The following is a 15,674-nucleotide window of genomic DNA, read 5'->3' as shown; positions in this document are numbered from 1 at the left end:
TTCTCACCTCGCGCTGCCGCGCCCTCCCAGAGGCGTCGGCGATGCGCGTTCCTTCGCGATCGCTCAGGACGGTTCCCTGTGTCTTCCCCTGTCAGCGCCTCCTTGCCCGTTTCCGCCCGGCCGGGCCGGCCCACCGAGGCCGAACTCCTCGACTTCGCCCGCCGGACGGCGGCCGACGCCCCGCTCGTGGCCTCGCTGCCCCTCGACCCCGAGGGGCGTACCTGGATCCGGTTGGAGGGGCCGGGCGGCTGCGAGGCCTGGCTCATCGGCTGGCCGCCGGGTACCGGAACCGGCTGGCACGACCACGGCGGCTCGCACGGAGCCTTCGCGACGGCGGCCGGGCGGCTGACCGAGCAGTCGCTGGCCGCCCAGCTGCCCACCGAGGGCTGGACGCTGCTGGAGCTGGCGGACGGCGTCGACCGCGAACGGCAGCTCGAGGACGGGAAGGGCCGGGCCTTCGGCCCGCACCACGTGCATCAGGTGTTCAATGCCTCCGCGGACGCCCACGCGGTGTCGGTGCACGCCTATTACCCGCCGCTGCCGATGATGCGGCGGTACAGCCGCACCGGTCAGGTGCTCAGGCTCGAGCAGGTGGAGTGGGCGGAGGAGTGGCGATGAGGGTCGAGGAACTGCTGGCCGCCGCGCGCGAGGAGCTGGACCGCCTCGGCCCCGCCGAGGCCGCCGCCGTCCAGGCCGACGGGGGCCTGCTGGTCGACATCCGCTACGCGGCGCTGCGGGAGCGGGACGGGACGATCCCGGGCGCGCTCGTGGTGGAGCGCAACGAACTGGAGTGGCGGCTCGACCCGCTCTGCGACCACCGCTCGGACCGGGCCACCGGGCACGATCTGCGGGTGGTCGTGGTCTGCGACGAGGGCTACGCGTCGTCGCTGGCGGCCGTCTCGCTGCGCAGGCTGGGGCTGCACCGGGCCACGGATCTGGCCGGCGGCTTCCAGGCCTGGCGGGCGGCGGGGCTGCCCGTCGCGCACCGCCCCGCGCCGTGAGCCGCTTCCCGGGCCCCGGACGGACCCGCCCTGCCCGGCCCCCGGACCGGACCGGGGACGGGCGTCAGTCCGAAGGCAGGTAGGCGTCGAGCAGCTCGGAGTCGTCGCCCTCTTCCTCCAGGGCCCGGCGCACGACGCGCAGGGCGAGGCCTTCGGAATAGCCCTTGCGGGCCAGCATCCCGGCGAGGCGGCGCAGCCGCTTCTCCCGGTCCAGGCCGCGGGTCGAGCGCAGCTTGCGCTCGACCAGCTCGCGGGCCGTGCGCTCCTCCTGCTCGGCGTCCAACTGGCCGACGGCCTCGTCGATCAGTGCGGAGTCCACGCCCTTGGTGCGCAGCTCGCGCGCCAGGGCTCGGCGGGCCAGGCCCCGGCCGCGGTGCCGGGACTCCACCCAGGCGTCGGCGAAGGCGGCGTCGTCGATCAGGCCCACGTCCGCGAACCGGGACAGCACCTCCTCCGCCGTCTCGGGAGGTATGCCGCGCTTGGCCAGCGCGTCCGCGAGCTGCTTACGGGTGCGCGGCGATCCGGTGAGCAGGCGCAGGCAGATCGCCCGCGCCTGCTCCTCCGGCGACGGTGGCGCTCCGCCCCCGGCCCTCGACGGAGAAGGGGCACCACCGCCCGTACGGGCGTCCGCGCGAGGCTCGCGTGGCTCGGGCCACTCGCTTCGCTGTGTCACCGCTAGCTCTTGGTCGCGGCCTTGGCGGCCTTCCCGGTGGACTTGGCGGCCGGGGCGGGCACGGACTTGGCCGGCTCACCCGCGGAGGCCGCGGCGTCCGCGCCGGGCTCGGCCGCCGGGGTCTCGGGCCTGACGCCCACGCCCAGCTTCTCCTTGATCTTCTTCTCGATCTCGTTGGCGAGGTCGGGGTTGTCCTTGAGGAAGTTGCGGGCGTTCTCCTTGCCCTGGCCGAGCTGGTCGCCCTCGTACGTGTACCAGGCGCCGGCCTTGCGGATGAAGCCGTGCTCGACGCCCATGTCGATCAGGCCGCCCTCGCGGCTGATGCCCTGGCCGTAGAGGATGTCGAACTCCGCCTGCTTGAAGGGCGGCGCGACCTTGTTCTTGACGACCTTGACGCGGGTGCGGTTGCCGACCGCCTCCGTGCCGTCCTTGAGGGTCTCGATGCGGCGGATGTCCAGACGCACCGAGGCGTAGAACTTCAGGGCCCGGCCACCGGTCGTCGTCTCCGGGGAGCCGAACATGACGCCGATCTTCTCACGGAGCTGGTTGATGAAGATCGCGGTGGTCTTGGACTGGTTGAGCGCGCTGGTGATCTTGCGCAGCGCCTGGCTCATCAGACGGGCCTGCAGACCCACGTGCGAGTCGCCCATCTCGCCCTCGATCTCCGCGCGCGGCACCAGGGCGGCGACGGAGTCGATGACGATCAGGTCGAGGGCACCGGAGCGGACCAGCATGTCCACGATCTCCAGCGCCTGCTCGCCGGTGTCCGGCTGGGAGAGGATGAGGTTGTCCGTGTCGACGCCCAGGGCCCGGGCGTACTCGGGGTCCAGGGCGTGCTCGGCGTCGACGAAGGCGACCGTGCCGCCCGCCTTCTGGGCGTTGGCCACGGCGTGCAGGGTGAGGGTGGTCTTACCGGAGGACTCCGGTCCGTAGATCTCCACCACACGGCCGCGAGGCAGCCCGCCGACGCCGAGGGCGACGTCGAGAGCGGTCGAGCCGGTCGGGATGACCTCGATCGGCTCGTTCGCCCGGTCGCCCAGGCGCATCACGGCGCCCTTGCCGAATTGCCGTTCAATCTGTGCGAGCGCGGCGTCCAGCGCCTTCTCGCGGTCGGTGCCTGCCATGGGTTCCACCCGGTTTGCTTGAGTCGATCGCTTCACGTCCACGACGCTAACGCCTGCCACTGACAATGCGCCCGGGCGTCGCCCCGGCCTGTGGATAACCCGGCGGATTTCGCGCCTCCGCGGGGCCGGACCGGGCCGGGAACCCCATGAGAATGGATGTTCGATTTTGCTGTCAAGCGCGCCACTCCGGCCCGCTGACGCCCCGGATCAGCGCCGGCGCAGCGCCCTGCGCAACCGCTCCAGCCATGCGGGGCGCTCCCCCCGCCGCCCCCGCCGGCGCCCGCGGTCCGTGTCCGCCGTCGCCGTGACCTCATAACGTTTGACGTACGTTCCGAGAAACGCCTGCAGCGTTGCCGTCGCCGGAATGGCGATCAGCGCGCCCACCGCGCCGAGCAGAGCGGCGCCCGCGACCACCGAGCCGAAGGCCACGGCCGGGTGGATGTCCACGGTCCTGGCGGTGATGCGCGGCTGCAGCACGTAGTTCTCGAACTGCTGATAGACCACGACGAAGCACAGCACCCACACCGCGTACCAGGGGTCGACCGTGAAGGCCAGCAGCACCGGCAGCGCCCCGGCCAGATAGGTGCCGATGGTCGGGATGAACTGCGACACCAGCCCCACCCACACGGCGAGCGCCGGGGCGTAGGGCACGCCCAGCACTTCCAGCAGGACGTAGTGCGCGATGCCGGAGATCAGGGCCATCAGGGCGCGCGAGTAGATGTAGCCGCCGGTCTTGGCGAGCGCGAGCTCCCAGGCGCGCAGGACCTCGGCCTGCCGCTGCGGCGGCAGCACCGAGCACAGCGCGCGGCGCAGCCGGGGACCGTCGGCCGCGAAGTAGAACGAGAAGAGCAGGACGGTCAGCAGCTGGAAGAGCCCGCCCAGGACGGTGGCGGAGACCTCCAGCACCCCGCCGGCGCTGTTGCGCACGTACTTCTGCAGCCAGTCCGAGTGCAGCACGCTCTGCTGGATCTCCGGCCGCGACAGACGGGTGTGGAAGGTCCGGTTGATCCACCGGATGACCGAGTCCAGGTAGGAGGGGAAGTTCTCCACCATGGTCTGGATCTGCCCGGCGAGCATCGAGCCCAGGAGCGTGAAGAAGCCCACGACGAAGACGGTCACCCCGAGGAAGACCAGGCCCGTGGCCAGTCCGCGGCGCACGCCGCGCGCGGACATCCGGTCGACGGCCGGCTCTATGGCCAGCGCCAGGAAGAACGCGATCAGGATGTTCGCGAAGAGGCCGATGAGCTGGTGGAAGGCCCAGCTCGCGAGCTGGAAGCAGGCGAACAGCGCGAGGGTCACCACGACCGCTCGGGGCAGCCAGCGCGGCATGTGCGCGTCGTCGGCGGCGGTCCGGGGCGGTCGGGGGTCGTCCGGGGCGTTGTCGTCTGTCGCTGCCACGCGGCAAGTGTGGACTATCGGACGAAATGAACTGCGGCTTCACGCCCCGGACGCACCCTCGAGGCATCCGGGCGGACCAGGGCAGGGGTCAGCGCCTGTCCTCGGGGATCTCCAGTGCCCTGCACACGGCGCGCCAGACGTCCTTGGCGTTCCATCCGGCGTCCAGCGCCTGGTGCACCGTCCTGCCGCCGAGCTCGGACATCACGTGATCGCGCGCGAAGGAGTCGGCGTACGCCGCGCCGAAGTAGTCAGCCATTCGCTGCCAGAAGACCGTCAACCGCATGGGCCAAGTATCCCGCCCCTGAGAGTGCAGCCGTGCACGAGCCGGTGACCGGGGGCACCGGGCCGCCCTACGGTCTTGTGCATGGCCCCATCCGGAGCATCCGCCGTAGCCCGTGCCGAACACTTCATCTGGCTCACCGCCCGCGTCCTGGAGCAGCGCAGATTCGCGTTCCACTTCCTGGGCGGCGGCCCCGACGCCGTCGAGGCGGCCCTGGCCGCGTACGAGGGCGACGACGGGGGCTTCGGGTTCGCTCTGGAGCCCGATCTGCGCGGGCCGGTGAGCCAGCCCCTGCACACCGCGCACGCCCTGCGGGTGCTGGACGAGATCGGGCACTGCAGGGACCGGCGGGTGGAGCGGGTGTGCCGCTACCTGACGGCGGTCTCCACCCAGGACGGCGCGCTGCCGGCCCTGCACCCCTCGCTGCGCGGCTATCCGGCGGCCCCCTGGATCCCGGTGGTGGACGACCCGCCGAGCGACCTGCTCGCCACCGGCCCCGTCGTGGGGCTGCTGCACGGCAACGAGGTCTGGCACGCGTGGCTGTTCCGGGCCACCGACTTCTGCTGGGCCGCCGTCGACGCCCTGGGCAAGGGGGCACGGACCCATCCGTACGAGGTCAAGGCGGCGCTCGCCTTCCTCGACGGGGTGCCCGACCGGGCCCGGGCGGAGGCGGCGGCCGTACGGCTCGGCCGGGCCGTACGGGAGCAACGGCTGGCGGTCCTGGACCCCGAGCACGCGGACGACCACCCCGTGCCGGAGGGGTACGCGCCGGGCGAGCATCACTTCCCGCACGACTTCGCGCGGACGCCGGCCTCACTGGCCCGCCCCTGGTTCACCGACGCCGAGCTGGCACGGTCGCTGGACTTCCTCGCCGCCGCCCAGGAGCCGGACGGCGGCTGGCCGGTGCTGTGGCGGGCCTGGGCGCCGGGCACGCTCCTGGAGTGCCGGCCGATGGTGACCATCGACGCGCTGCTGACGCTACGGGCGTACGGACGCCCGCTCCAGGGGGTGTCCTAGCGCCCGTGACCTGCGCCGACGGGCATTGTCAGTGGTGCGGTGCACGATGGGGGGCATGGCAGACGACACGGCGCGCGTTCCGGCGGACGACCCGGCCGCGGCCCTCGACGGGTTCTCTCCCGCGACCCGCGCCTGGTTCGCGGGGGCCTTCACCGCGCCCACGGCCGCCCAGGCGGGGGCCTGGCGGGCGATCGGGGAGGGTTCGGACGTCCTGGTCGTCGCGCCGACGGGTTCGGGCAAGACCCTGGCGGCCTTCCTCGCCTCCCTCGACCGGCTGGCGAGCACTCCGCCGCCCGCCGAGCGCGAGAAGCGCTGCCGGGTGCTGTACGTCTCCCCGCTCAAAGCCCTCGCCGTGGACGTCGAGCGCAACCTGCGCAGCCCGCTCACCGGCATCCGCCAGGAGTCGGTACGGCTGGGGCTGACCGAGCCCGACATCCGGGTCGGTATCCGCTCGGGCGACACCCCCGCCCCGGAGCGCCGCGCGCTGGTCACGCGACCGCCGGACATCCTGATCACCACGCCCGAGTCGCTGTTCCTGATGCTCACCTCCGCCGCCCGGGAAGCGCTCACGGGCGTGGAGACGGTCATCCTCGACGAGGTGCACGCCGTCGCCGGGACCAAGCGCGGCGCCCATCTGGCGCTGTCCCTGGAGCGCCTGGACCGGCTGCTCGCCCGCCCCGCCCGGCGCATCGGCCTGTCCGCGACCGTACGGCCGGTGGACGAGGTGGCGCGCTATCTCTCGCCACGCCGCAAGGTGGAGATCGTGCAGCCGCCGTCCGGCAAGGAGTTCGACCTGTCCGTGGTCGTGCCGGTGGAGGATCTCGCCGAGCTGGGCGGCTCCCCCGTGCAGGAGGGCGGCGACGGCAAGGAGAAGCCGTCGATCTGGCCGCATGTGGAGGAGCGCATCGCCGATCTCGTGCAGGCCCACCGCTCCACGATCGTCTTCGCCAACTCCCGCCGCCTGGCGGAGCGCCTGTGCAACAGGCTCAACGAGATCGCCTACGAGCGCGCCACCGGCGAGCCCCTGCCCGAGCACCACTCCCCCGCCGAGCTGATGGCCGAGTCCGGGGCGGCCAAGGGCGCCCCCGCCCTCCTCGCCCGCGCGCACCACGGCTCGGTCTCCAAGGAGCAGCGCGCCCTGGTCGAGGAGGACCTCAAGGCGGGCCGGCTGCCCGCCGTCGTGGCCACCTCCAGCCTGGAGCTGGGCATCGACATGGGCGCGGTCGACCTCGTCGTGCAGGTGGAGTCGCCGCCCTCGGTCGCCTCCGGGCTGCAGCGCGTCGGCCGCGCCGGGCATCAGGTCGGCGCGGTCTCCACGGGCGTGGTCTTCCCGAAGTACCGCGGCGACCTGGTACAGGCGGCCGTGGTGACGGAGCGGATGCGGCAGGGGGCCATCGAATCGCTGCGCGTGCCCTCCAACCCTCTGGACGTGCTCGCCCAGCAGATCGTCGCCATGACCTCCATGGACACCTGGGACGTGGAGGAGCTGCTGGCCCTGGTGCGGCGCGCGGCCCCCTTCGCCTCGCTGCCGGAGTCCGCCTACTCCGGGGTGCTCGACATGCTCGCCGGGCGCTATCCCTCCGACGCCTTCGCGGAGTTGCGGCCCCGCCTGGTCTGGGACCGCGTGGCCGGCACGGTCACGGGCCGCCCGGGGGCGCAGCGCCTGGCCGTCACCTCCGGCGGCACCATTCCCGACCGCGGGCTCTTCGGGGTCTTTCTGGCGGGCGCGGACCCCAAGAAGGGCGGCGGCCGGGTCGGTGAGCTGGACGAGGAGATGGTCTACGAGTCGCGCGTGGGCGACGTGTTCACCCTCGGCACCACGTCCTGGCGGATCGAGGACATCACCCGCGACCGCGTTCTGGTCACGCCCGCCCCCGGCACGCCCGGCCGGCTGCCGTTCTGGAAGGGCGACCAGCTGGGCCGCCCGCTCGAGCTGGGCCGCGCGCTGGGCGCCTTCCTGCGGGAGATCGGGGGTCTCGCGCCCGACGCTGCCCGCGAGCGGCTCACCGCCGCCGGCCTCGACCGGTGGGCGGCGGACAACGTCCTGTCCTATCTGGACGAGCAGCGCGGCGCGTGCGGGCATGTGCCCGACGACCGGACGATCGTCGTCGAACGGTTCCGTGACGAGCTGGGCGACTGGCGGGTGGTCGTCCACTCCCCCTTCGGCGCCCAGGTCCACGCCCCCTGGGCGCTGGCCCTCGGCGCCCGGCTCGCCGAGCGCTACGGCATGGACGCCCAGGTGATGCACGCCGACGACGGCATCGTGCTGCGGCTGCCCGACGCCGATGTGATGGGCCTGGACCTGCTGGACGCCGACCCCGCCCGGCAGGGCGCCGAGTACGACGGCGAGCAGTCCCCCGTGGGTGCCGCGGACGTCACGTTCGACAAGGGCGAGGTCGAGCGGATCGTCACCGACCAGGTCGGCTCCTCCGCCCTGTTCGCCTCCCGCTTCCGCGAGTGCGCCGCCCGCGCCCTGCTGCTGCCGCGCCGCAACCCCGGCAAGCGCACTCCGCTGTGGCAGCAGCGCCAGCGCGCCTCCCAGCTGCTGCAGGTGGCGAGTGAGTTCGGCTCGTTCCCGATCATCCTGGAAGCCGTCCGCGAATGCCTTCAGGACGTCTTCGACGTCCCCGGCCTGACCGAGCTGATGGGCGACATCGAGTCCCGCCGGGTCCGGCTGGTCGAGGTGACCACCACCGAGCCCTCGCCGTTCGCCCGGTCGCTGCTCTTCGGCTACGTCGCCCAGTTCCTCTACGAGGGCGACTCCCCCCTCGCCGAGCGCCGGGCGGCCGCCCTCTCCCTGGACTCCCGGCTGCTGTCCGAGCTGCTCGGCCAGGCCGAGCTGCGCGAGCTGCTCGACCCCGAGGTGCTCGCCGAGCTCGAGCGGGAGCTGCAGTGGCTGACCGAGGACCGCCGTGCCAAGGACCGCGAGAGCGTGGCCGACCTGCTGCGCCTCCTCGGGCCCCTCACCGACGCCGAGCTGACCGAGCGCGGCGCCGAGCCGCGGTGGGCCGAGGAGTTGTCGGACGCCCGCCGCGCCCTGCGCGTGCGGATCGCAGGCCGGGAGCACTGGGCCGCGATCGAGGACGCCGGCCGGCTCCGCGACGCCCTGGGCACGGCGCTCCCCGTGGGCGTGCCCGAGGCCTTCACCGAGCCCGTCAAGGACCCCCTCGGCGACCTCCTGGCCCGCTTCGCCCGCACCCACGGCCCGTTCACCTCGGCCCGGGCGGCCGGCCGCTTCGGCCTCGGCACGGCCGTCACCGACGGGGCTCTGCACCGCCTGGCGGCGGCCGGCCGGATCGTCCAGGGCGAGTTCCATCCCTCCGGCATCGGCCAGGAGTGGTGCGACGCGGCCGTCCTGCGCAGGCTGCGCCGCCGCTCGCTGGCCGCCCTGCGGCATGAGCTCGAGCCCGTGCCGCCCACCACGCTCGCCGCGTTCCTCCCCCAGTGGCAGCACATCGGTTCGCACGGTCTGCGCGGGGTCGACGGACTGGTGCGCGCCGTCGAGCAGTTGCAGGGCGCGCCGGTGCCGGCCTCCGCTCTGGAGAAGCTCGTCCTGCCCGCCCGGGTGAGGGACTACTCCCCGGCCATGCTCGACGAGCTCACGGCGGCCGGCGAGATCGTCTGGGCCGGTGCGGGCGCGCTCGCCGGCAAGGACGGCTGGGTCTCCCTGCTGCTCGCCGACGCGGCTCCTCTGCTGCTTCCCGCACCGCACCCGCTGGAGCTCTCGCCGGTGCACCAGGCGGTCCTGGAGGCGCTGTCCGGCGGCTACGGCCTGTTCTTCCGTCAGATCGCCGACCGGGTCCGCGCGGCGGCCCCGGACTTCGGCGACGCCGCCGGCACGGACGCCCGGATCGCCGAGGCCGTCTGGGATCTGGCCTGGACCGGCCGCCTCACCAATGACACCCTCGCGCCGCTGCGTTCCCTCCTGGGCTCCGGCCGTACGGCCGGCTCCACGGCCCACCGCGCCAAGCGCGCGGTCCCGCGCGGCCGCTACGGCGCCCTCCTCGGCCGTACGGGCGCCCCCGCCCCGACCGGCAGGCCCACCGCATCCCGCGGCGGCCCCCCGACGGTCGCGGGACGGTGGTCGCTGCTCCCCGAGCGCGAGCCGGACGCCACGCACCGGGCGCACGCCCTGGCCCGTACGCTCCTGGACCGGCACGGCGTGGTGACCCGGGGCGCGGTGGCCGCCGAGGGCGTGGAGGGCGGCTTCTCCGCCGCCTACCGCGTCCTGGCGGCCTTCGAGGAGAGCGGCCAGGCCCGCCGCGGGTACGTCGTCGAGGGCCTGGGCGCCGCCCAGTTCGCGATGGACGGCGCCATCGACCGGCTGCGGGCCGCCGGCACGGCCCGCGAGCGCTCCGGCGGCGCCCTCGAGGCTCCTTGGGACGTCCGGCCGCCCTCCGACCGGCCCGCCCGCAGCCGGGCGGTCGTGCTGGCCGCGGCCGACCCGGCCAACGCCTACGGCGCGGCGCTGTCCTGGCCCGAGCCGCCCTCCGGCGCGAGCCACAAACCGGGGCGCAAGGCGGGTTCGCTGGTCGTCCTCCTCGACGGCGCGCTGGCGCTCTACGTGGAGCGCGGCGGCAAGACCCTCCTGGCCTGGCCCCAGCAGGAGGGCGACGGCGCGGCGAGCGCGGAGGACCCGGGCCTGCGGGAGGCGGCCGCCGCGCTGGCCGAGGCGGCCCGCGCGGGCGCCCTGGGCACCGTCACGGTCGAACGCGTCAACGGCACGGCCGCCCTGACGTCCCCGCTGGGCGCCCTGCTGGAGTCGGCCGGCTTCCACGCCACACCGCGGGGGCTGCGACTGCGCGCCGGCTGAGCGAGGCGACATCATGGGCTCAGGCCCGAAGGAGACGTCCCATGCCCGAAGGAGACACCGTCTGGCGCACCGCGCGGGACCTGCACCACGCCCTGGCCGGTGAGCCGCTGCTCCGCTGCGACCTGCGTGTGCCCAGGCTCGCCACCGCCGACCTCACCGGCCGGGCCGTGACCGAGGTCGTCCCGCGCGGCAAGCACCTGCTCACCCGCGTCGAGGGGGGTCTCACCCTCCACTCCCACCTGGGCATGGACGGCTCCTGGCGGATCCACGCCTCCGGTGAGCGCCCGCGCGGCGGCCCGTACCACCAGATCCGGGCCGTCCTCGCCAACTCCGGCCACACCGCCGTCGGCTATCGCCTGCTGGCCCTGGACCTGCTGCGCACCACCGACGAGTCCACCGTCGTGGGCCATCTGGGCCCCGATCCGCTGGGCCCGGACTGGGACGCCGAGGAGGCCGTCCGCCGCCTGCTCGCCGATCCCGGCCGGACCGTCGGCGAGGCCGTCCTCGACCAGCGCAACCTCGCCGGCATCGGCAATGTCTACAAGTCCGAGCTGTGCTTCCTGCTGCGCGTCACCCCCTGGCTGCCGGTGGGCACCCTCCCCGACCCTGCCCGCCTGGTCGCGCTCGCCAGGAAGCTGCTCGAGGCCAACAAGGAGCGCACCGCCCGGATCACCACGGCCGACGTCCGCCCCGACCGCCGGCTGTGGGTGTACGGCCGGGCCGAGCGTCCCTGCCGCCGCTGCGGCACTCCGGTCCTCGCCGCCGGGCAGGGCCCGGCCGGCCAGGAGCGCTCCACCTACTGGTGCCCCCACTGCCAGACGGGCCCCGCGCCGCCCGCCGGCTGACCGGTCCGGCTCCGCTGGTCCGGCCGGGTGATCCCGGCCCGTACGACCGGGCCGCCCGGACCGCACGCCCGTGTCCGTTCACGGTTTCCCACGGCTTTCCGGGGCTCGCGTCCGGCGGCGTTCCCGGCGGGGGGCGCAGTGCACCGGCAGCAGGCTCAGCCCCCATCCGCCGGTCGCGATCAGCCCCTCCGCGAGCCCGGTCCGGCCCGGCTGGAGCAGCAGCCGGAGGACGGCCCAGCACCACAGGCCGCCCGCCACGAACGCGAGCACCCTGAGGCCGGGCCCCGGGGGCTTCCGGTGGCCCCGGGCGTTCCGCCGGACCATGCGCGCCTCCTCAAGCCGGGGCTCAGTCGGCCGGCTCGCCGCGCAGCCGGGCCAGCTCACGCTCCAGCGCGTCGATCTCACGGTCGCGCCGGTGCAGCTCGACGACCACGCGTTGTTCGCCCTCCCGCACGCCCTCCTGGTAGACGGCCCGCACGAAGACGCCCGCCTCCTCCTGGTCGAGGTCCGAGACCAGCGTCAGCTCATCCGTGAAGCGGATCACCGGGTGCTCGCACATGGGCGCTCCGTTCAGGCGTTCTCGGCCTGGAACATCCAGTGGTGTTTCTCGAGATCGCCGGTGAGGCCGATGAGGATGTCCTGGGTGACGGGGTCCGGTTCGGCCGTCGCCTCGACGCGGTCGCGCATGCGCGTGATCACGGCGCCGAGCGCGTCCACCAGGGTCCGTACGGCATCGGCGTCCTTGATCCAGCCGCCTCCGACGCCGTCGATGCCGCTGGTCTTGGCGACCGTCTCGGCCCGCCCGTCCGGGGTGATGCCGAGCGCCGAGGCCCGCTCGGCGACGGTGTCCCCATGGGTCCGCGCGCTCGCGACGACGTCGTCGAGCTGCAGGTGCACCGAGCGGAAGCGCGGGCCGACGACGTTCCAGTGGACCTGCTTGGCCACGAGTGAGAGATCGATGAGGTCGACGAGCGCGCCCTGCAGGGCATCGCCGACGATCTTGCGGTCCTGCTCGGACAGAGGGCTCTTCACAACAGACATCCGCTTCCTCCTTCGCCCCGTTGCGTCACTATGGCCCGCATTTCCCACCATGGCACAGGCAAACCGAATCAGCCGGAGGAAGCCGAACCGGCCACGGGGCACGAAAACCGCCGCACACGAAGGCCGGGACACAAGAAGACCGGGACACACCAGGGCCGGGGTACGCGAAGACCCCGGCCGGAAGATCCGGCCGGGGTCTCGCACGTGAAACAGATGCCGTCCAGGCTTTGTCGGCCCGGATCAGGCCGCGACCACGTCCACGGCCTCCGCGGGGGCCTTGATGGTCACGCGCTCCCCCGGAACGCCCGTCACGGACGTCACGGACACCGAATTGAACATCGGCCGCATCGGCGCGGGTACCGGCTCGCTCGCCGCCGCCGACTGCGCCAGCTCGGCGAGCGACAGCTCGTCACTCACCTCGCGCATGACCTCGGACATCCGTACGTCCAGAGCGTCGCAGATTGCGGAGAGAAGCTCGGAGGACGCCTCTTTCTGACCGCGCTCGACCTCGGAGAGATATCCGAGCGAGACCCGGGCGGACGAGGAGACCTCGCGCAGAGTGCGGCCCTGGCGTTGGCGCTGCCGACGCAGCACGTCACCCAGCAGGCGACGGAGCAGAATCATCGGTGGCTCCCTCCTTGGACCGCGAATCCGGTTCCTTCACGCCCCACCGTACCGCCTCGGGGTGCGGCCGTGCGGGGAGCTATGTCGTGTTCACTCAGGGCTGCAAACATCAATTCCCCCCGTTGTGTTCCGTATCCTTTGCCCTCGCGTTCCCCGTGAGTTCGCGCATAAGCAGCGCGAGGACCGCCCGTACGCTCTCGGCGCGGATCTCCGCGCGCCCGCCGTCCAGCGACAACCGTCGTACGGCACCCGCTCCGCCGGGCCCGGCGACCGCGACGAACACCGTGCCGACGTCCTTGCCGTCCTGGGGATCCGGGCCGGCGACCCCGGTCGTCGAGACCCCCCAGTCGGCGCCCAGCAACGTGCGTACGCCCTCGGCCATCCGGCGGGCCACGTCGCCGTCCACGGCTCCGCGCTCGGCCAGCAGCGCCCCGTCCACGCCCAGTACATCGTGCTTGACGTCGGTGGCGTACGCGGTGACCGAGCCGCGCACCGTGCGGGAGGCGCCCGGTGCGGCGGTCAGCTCGGCAGCGACCAGGCCGCCCGTGAGCGACTCCGCGGCGGCCACCGTCTGTCCACGCGACAGCAGGGCCCTCAGGACGTCCGCGGCGGCGCCGCCCCCCGTCGTGCTCACCGCGCCGGCTTCCCGGAGCGCCCGGCCCGGCGCAGGGCCAGGGCCTGCTTGACGTAGTCGAGACCGCTCACGACGGTCAACGCGACGGCGACCGCCATCACCCAGAAGCGCAGGGTGGCCAGCGGCCCGGTGAGCGCGAGGATGTACATGCCCACGGCCACACCCTGGAAGAGCGTCTTCATCTTGCCGCCCCGGCTGGCCGGAATGACGCCATGCCGGATGACCCAGAACCGCATCAGCGTGATGCCGATCTCGCGGAGCAGGATCACGCCCGTGACCCACCAGGGCAGGTCGTCCAGGACGGACAGGCAGATCAGCGCCGCGCCCATGATCGCCTTGTCGGCGATCGGGTCGGCGATCTTGCCGAAGTCGGTGACCAGGTTGTACGCCCGCGCCAGATGACCGTCGAACAGGTCGGTGATCATGGCGATGGCGAACGCCGCCCAGGCGAAGGAGCGCCAGGCCGGGTCGTAGCCGCCGTCGTGCATCATCAGCAGGACGAACCCCGGCACCAGCAGCAGCCGCACCATGGTGAGGATGTTGGCGATGTTCCACAACCGGGCCGGGCTCACGCCCGTCGCCGGAGCCGGACCTCCTGCGGCGGAGGCCGGGAGTCCGCTCATCTGCCCGCCTCCTCGGTACACCCGCCCTCGATTCCGAGCGGCTCGGCGATGAGGTCGACGCCCTCGCTCGCCACCACCTTGGCCACGACCATCCGGCCGGGCGCGGGCTCGTCGTCCATGGTGAGCAGCACCTGGCCGTCGGTCTCGGGCGCCTGGTGGGCCGCGCGGCCGATGACGCCGTCCTCGTCGTCCACACGGTCGACGAGTACTTCGATCGTCTCACCGACGCGCTCCTCCGCGCGCTGCGCGGTGAGCTCCTCGGCCAGCCGCGAGATGTGCGCCAGCCGCTCGGCGACGACCTCGGGGGCGAGCTTGCCGTCGTAGGTGGCGGCCTCGGTGCCGTCCTCGTCGGAGTAGCCGAAGACGCCGATGGCGTCCAGGCGCGCCCCTACCAGAAAACGCTCCAGCTCCGCCAGGTCTTCCTCGGTCTCGCCGGGGAAGCCGACGATGAAGTTGGACCGGGCGCCCGCCTGGGGCGCCTTGCCGCGGATCGTCTCGAGGAGCTCCAGGAACCGGTCGGTGTCGCCGAAGCGCCGCATCGCGCGCAGCACGCCGGGCGCGGAGTGCTGGAAGGACAGGTCGAAGTAGGGCGCGACCTTGTCCGTGGAGGTCAGCACGTCGATGAGGCCGGGCCGCATCTCGGCGGGCTGCAGGTAGCTGACGCGGATGCGCTCCAGGCCGTCGACCGCCGCCAGCTCCGGCAGCAGCGTCTCCAGCAGGCGGATGTCGCCGAGGTCCTTGCCGTACGAGGTGTTGTTCTCGGAGACCAGCATGATCTCCTTCACGCCCTGCTCGGCGAGCCAGCGCGTCTCGCCCAGCACGTCGGAGGGGCGGCGGGAGATGAAGGAGCCGCGGAAGGAGGGGATGGCGCAGAACGAGCAGCGCCGGTCGCAGCCGGAGGCGAGCTTCACGGAGGCGACGGGGCTGGACTCGAGCCTGCGGCGCAGCGGCGCCCGGGGCCCGGAGGCCGGAGCAACGCCTTCCGGCAGGTCGGCCGGGGCCTCCTCGGCCGGCGGCAGGGCCTCGGCCTGCGCGTGACCGGGCAGGGCGATCTTTCCGGCCTCGCCCGCGCCCTGCCGCTCGGAGGGGCTGATCGGCAGCAGCTTGCGCCGGTCGCGCGGGGTGTGGGAGGCGTGGACGCCGCCGGAGAGGATGGTCTGGAGGCGGTCGGAGATGTTGGCGTAGTCGTCGAAGCCGAGCACGCCGTCCGCCTCGGGGAGCGCCTCGGCGAGCTCCTTGCCGTAGCGCTCGGCCATGCAGCCGACGGCCACGACGGCCTGGGTACGGCCATGATCCTTGAGATCGTTGGCCTCGAGCAGGGCGTCGACGGAGTCCTTTTTGGCGGCTTCGACGAAGCCACAGGTGTTGACGACGGCCACATCGGCGTCGGCGGCGTCCTCGACGAGGTCCCAGCCATCCGCCGCCAAGCGGCCTGCCAGCTCCTCCGAGTCCACCTCGTTACGGGCGCAGCCAAGTGTGACAAGAGCGACGGTACGGCGTTCGGGCATAGGGCTCAGCCTACTTTGTCCCGGCGCCGCATCCGCTGCCGAGTGGCCGACGGGCGCGGAGAGCCTGGTCACCCACCGGCCCTCCGCGCCCGG

At 73.4% G+C, this 15,674-nt stretch carries 16 protein-coding genes; 5 read left to right on the top strand and 11 right to left on the bottom strand.

Annotated elements, in window-relative coordinates; genetic code table 11:
* Nucleotides 1-78 precede the first annotated feature (78 nt).
* Nucleotides 79-618 carry a cysteine dioxygenase gene (locus AB4K12_RS30440; protein ID WP_368437955.1) on the top strand — a complete coding sequence of 180 codons (540 nt, stop codon included), beginning with the start codon at nt 79-81 and terminating at the stop codon, nt 616-618.
* On the top strand, nt 615-1,001 hold the full coding sequence (locus AB4K12_RS30435; RefSeq protein ID WP_368437953.1) for a rhodanese-like domain-containing protein: 387 nt from the start codon (nt 615-617) through the stop codon (nt 999-1,001). The genes AB4K12_RS30440 and AB4K12_RS30435 overlap by 4 nt, the downstream gene beginning before the upstream one ends.
* 64 nt (nt 1,002-1,065) lie before the next feature.
* On the opposite strand, the gene recX is transcribed toward AB4K12_RS30435, so the two are convergent.
* From recX to AB4K12_RS30415, 4 genes are all read right to left on the bottom strand, one after another.
* Nucleotides 1,066-1,674 carry a recombination regulator RecX gene (gene recX, locus AB4K12_RS30430; protein WP_086566417.1) on the bottom strand — a complete coding sequence of 203 codons (609 nt, stop codon included), beginning with the start codon at nt 1,672-1,674 and terminating at the stop codon, nt 1,066-1,068.
* A gap of 2 nt (nt 1,675-1,676) precedes the next feature.
* Nucleotides 1,677-2,798, bottom strand: coding sequence for a recombinase RecA (gene recA / locus AB4K12_RS30425; protein WP_362259825.1), 1,122 nt, complete (start codon nt 2,796-2,798; stop codon nt 1,677-1,679).
* A 207-nt stretch (nt 2,799-3,005) separates the two neighbouring features.
* The gene (locus tag AB4K12_RS30420) at nt 3,006-4,196 is read right to left on the bottom strand and encodes an AI-2E family transporter (protein ID WP_368437950.1); all 1,191 of its coding nucleotides are present in this window, start codon (nt 4,194-4,196) and stop codon (nt 3,006-3,008) included.
* An 88-nt stretch (nt 4,197-4,284) separates the two neighbouring features.
* Nucleotides 4,285-4,479, bottom strand: coding sequence for a DUF3046 domain-containing protein (locus AB4K12_RS30415; RefSeq protein ID WP_086566421.1), 195 nt, complete (start codon nt 4,477-4,479; stop codon nt 4,285-4,287).
* Nucleotides 4,480-4,560: 81 nt separating this feature from the next.
* On the opposite strand from AB4K12_RS30415, the gene AB4K12_RS30410 reads away from it, so the two are divergent.
* From AB4K12_RS30410 to AB4K12_RS30400, 3 genes are read left to right on the top strand one after another with little or no spacing between them, the layout of a single operon-like run.
* The gene (locus AB4K12_RS30410) at nt 4,561-5,493 is read left to right on the top strand and encodes a hypothetical protein (protein ID WP_368437948.1); all 933 of its coding nucleotides are present in this window, start codon (nt 4,561-4,563) and stop codon (nt 5,491-5,493) included.
* Nucleotides 5,494-5,548: 55 nt separating this feature from the next.
* A complete protein-coding gene (locus AB4K12_RS30405) occupies nt 5,549-10,306 on the top strand; it encodes an ATP-dependent helicase (RefSeq protein WP_368437947.1) in 4,758 nt (1,585 codons plus the stop codon).
* Nucleotides 10,307-10,347: 41 nt separating this feature from the next.
* The gene (locus AB4K12_RS30400) at nt 10,348-11,151 is read left to right on the top strand and encodes a DNA-formamidopyrimidine glycosylase family protein (RefSeq protein WP_368437946.1); all 804 of its coding nucleotides are present in this window, start codon (nt 10,348-10,350) and stop codon (nt 11,149-11,151) included.
* A 78-nt stretch (nt 11,152-11,229) separates the two neighbouring features.
* On the opposite strand, the gene AB4K12_RS30395 is transcribed toward AB4K12_RS30400, so the two are convergent.
* The 7 genes from AB4K12_RS30395 to rimO all read right to left on the bottom strand — a co-directional run bounded on the left by AB4K12_RS30395 (nt 11,230) and on the right by rimO (nt 15,581).
* Entirely contained in the window at nt 11,230-11,475 is a 246-nt protein-coding gene (locus tag AB4K12_RS30395) for a hypothetical protein (RefSeq protein WP_368437944.1), read from the bottom strand.
* A 22-nt stretch (nt 11,476-11,497) separates the two neighbouring features.
* On the bottom strand, nt 11,498-11,710 hold the full coding sequence (locus AB4K12_RS30390) for a hypothetical protein (protein WP_368437943.1): 213 nt from the start codon (nt 11,708-11,710) through the stop codon (nt 11,498-11,500).
* Between the two features lie 11 nt (nt 11,711-11,721).
* On the bottom strand, nt 11,722-12,192 hold the full coding sequence (locus tag AB4K12_RS30385) for a Dps family protein (RefSeq protein ID WP_368437941.1): 471 nt from the start codon (nt 12,190-12,192) through the stop codon (nt 11,722-11,724).
* Nucleotides 12,193-12,432: 240 nt separating this feature from the next.
* On the bottom strand, nt 12,433-12,816 hold the full coding sequence (locus AB4K12_RS30380) for a helix-turn-helix domain-containing protein (protein WP_086566431.1): 384 nt from the start codon (nt 12,814-12,816) through the stop codon (nt 12,433-12,435).
* A gap of 109 nt (nt 12,817-12,925) precedes the next feature.
* Nucleotides 12,926-13,450 (bottom strand): CinA family protein, encoded by a 525-nt coding sequence (locus tag AB4K12_RS30375; RefSeq protein WP_368437940.1) that lies wholly within the window; start codon nt 13,448-13,450, stop codon nt 12,926-12,928.
* Nucleotides 13,447-14,073 (bottom strand): CDP-diacylglycerol--glycerol-3-phosphate 3-phosphatidyltransferase, encoded by a 627-nt coding sequence (pgsA, locus tag AB4K12_RS30370; protein WP_368437938.1) that lies wholly within the window; start codon nt 14,071-14,073, stop codon nt 13,447-13,449. The genes AB4K12_RS30375 and pgsA overlap by 4 nt, the downstream gene beginning before the upstream one ends.
* Nucleotides 14,070-15,581: a 30S ribosomal protein S12 methylthiotransferase RimO gene (gene rimO / locus AB4K12_RS30365; protein WP_086566434.1), complete on the bottom strand. Its 1,512-nt coding sequence runs from the start codon at nt 15,579-15,581 to the stop codon at nt 14,070-14,072. Before rimO ends, pgsA begins: the two co-directional genes overlap by 4 nt.
* Between the last annotated feature and the right edge of the window lie 93 nt (nt 15,582-15,674).

It is taken from the genome of Streptomyces sp. C36 (assembly GCF_040932295.1).
Lineage (GTDB): Bacteria > Actinomycetota > Actinomycetes > Streptomycetales > Streptomycetaceae > Streptomyces > Streptomyces triculaminicus.
This window is presented reverse-complemented; position numbering and strand designations above follow the sequence as displayed.

Coding starts and splice junctions, on each gene's coding strand:
- AB4K12_RS30435 (WP_368437953.1), top strand. CDS start 615: ATGAGGGTCGAGGAACTGCTGGCCGCCGCGCGCGAGGAGCTGGACCGC.
- recA (WP_362259825.1), bottom strand. CDS start 2,798: ATGGCAGGCACCGACCGCGAGAAGGCGCTGGACGCCGCGCTCGCACAG.
- AB4K12_RS30415 (WP_086566421.1), bottom strand. CDS start 4,479: ATGCGGTTGACGGTCTTCTGGCAGCGAATGGCTGACTACTTCGGCGCG.
- AB4K12_RS30410 (WP_368437948.1), top strand. CDS start 4,561: ATGGCCCCATCCGGAGCATCCGCCGTAGCCCGTGCCGAACACTTCATC.
- AB4K12_RS30405 (WP_368437947.1), top strand. CDS start 5,549: ATGGCAGACGACACGGCGCGCGTTCCGGCGGACGACCCGGCCGCGGCC.
- AB4K12_RS30400 (WP_368437946.1), top strand. CDS start 10,348: ATGCCCGAAGGAGACACCGTCTGGCGCACCGCGCGGGACCTGCACCAC.
- AB4K12_RS30395 (WP_368437944.1), bottom strand. CDS start 11,475: ATGGTCCGGCGGAACGCCCGGGGCCACCGGAAGCCCCCGGGGCCCGGC.
- AB4K12_RS30390 (WP_368437943.1), bottom strand. CDS start 11,710: ATGTGCGAGCACCCGGTGATCCGCTTCACGGATGAGCTGACGCTGGTC.
- AB4K12_RS30385 (WP_368437941.1), bottom strand. CDS start 12,192: ATGTCTGTTGTGAAGAGCCCTCTGTCCGAGCAGGACCGCAAGATCGTC.
- AB4K12_RS30380 (WP_086566431.1), bottom strand. CDS start 12,816: ATGATTCTGCTCCGTCGCCTGCTGGGTGACGTGCTGCGTCGGCAGCGC.
- pgsA (WP_368437938.1), bottom strand. CDS start 14,073: ATGAGCGGACTCCCGGCCTCCGCCGCAGGAGGTCCGGCTCCGGCGACG.
- rimO (WP_086566434.1), bottom strand. CDS start 15,581: ATGCCCGAACGCCGTACCGTCGCTCTTGTCACACTTGGCTGCGCCCGT.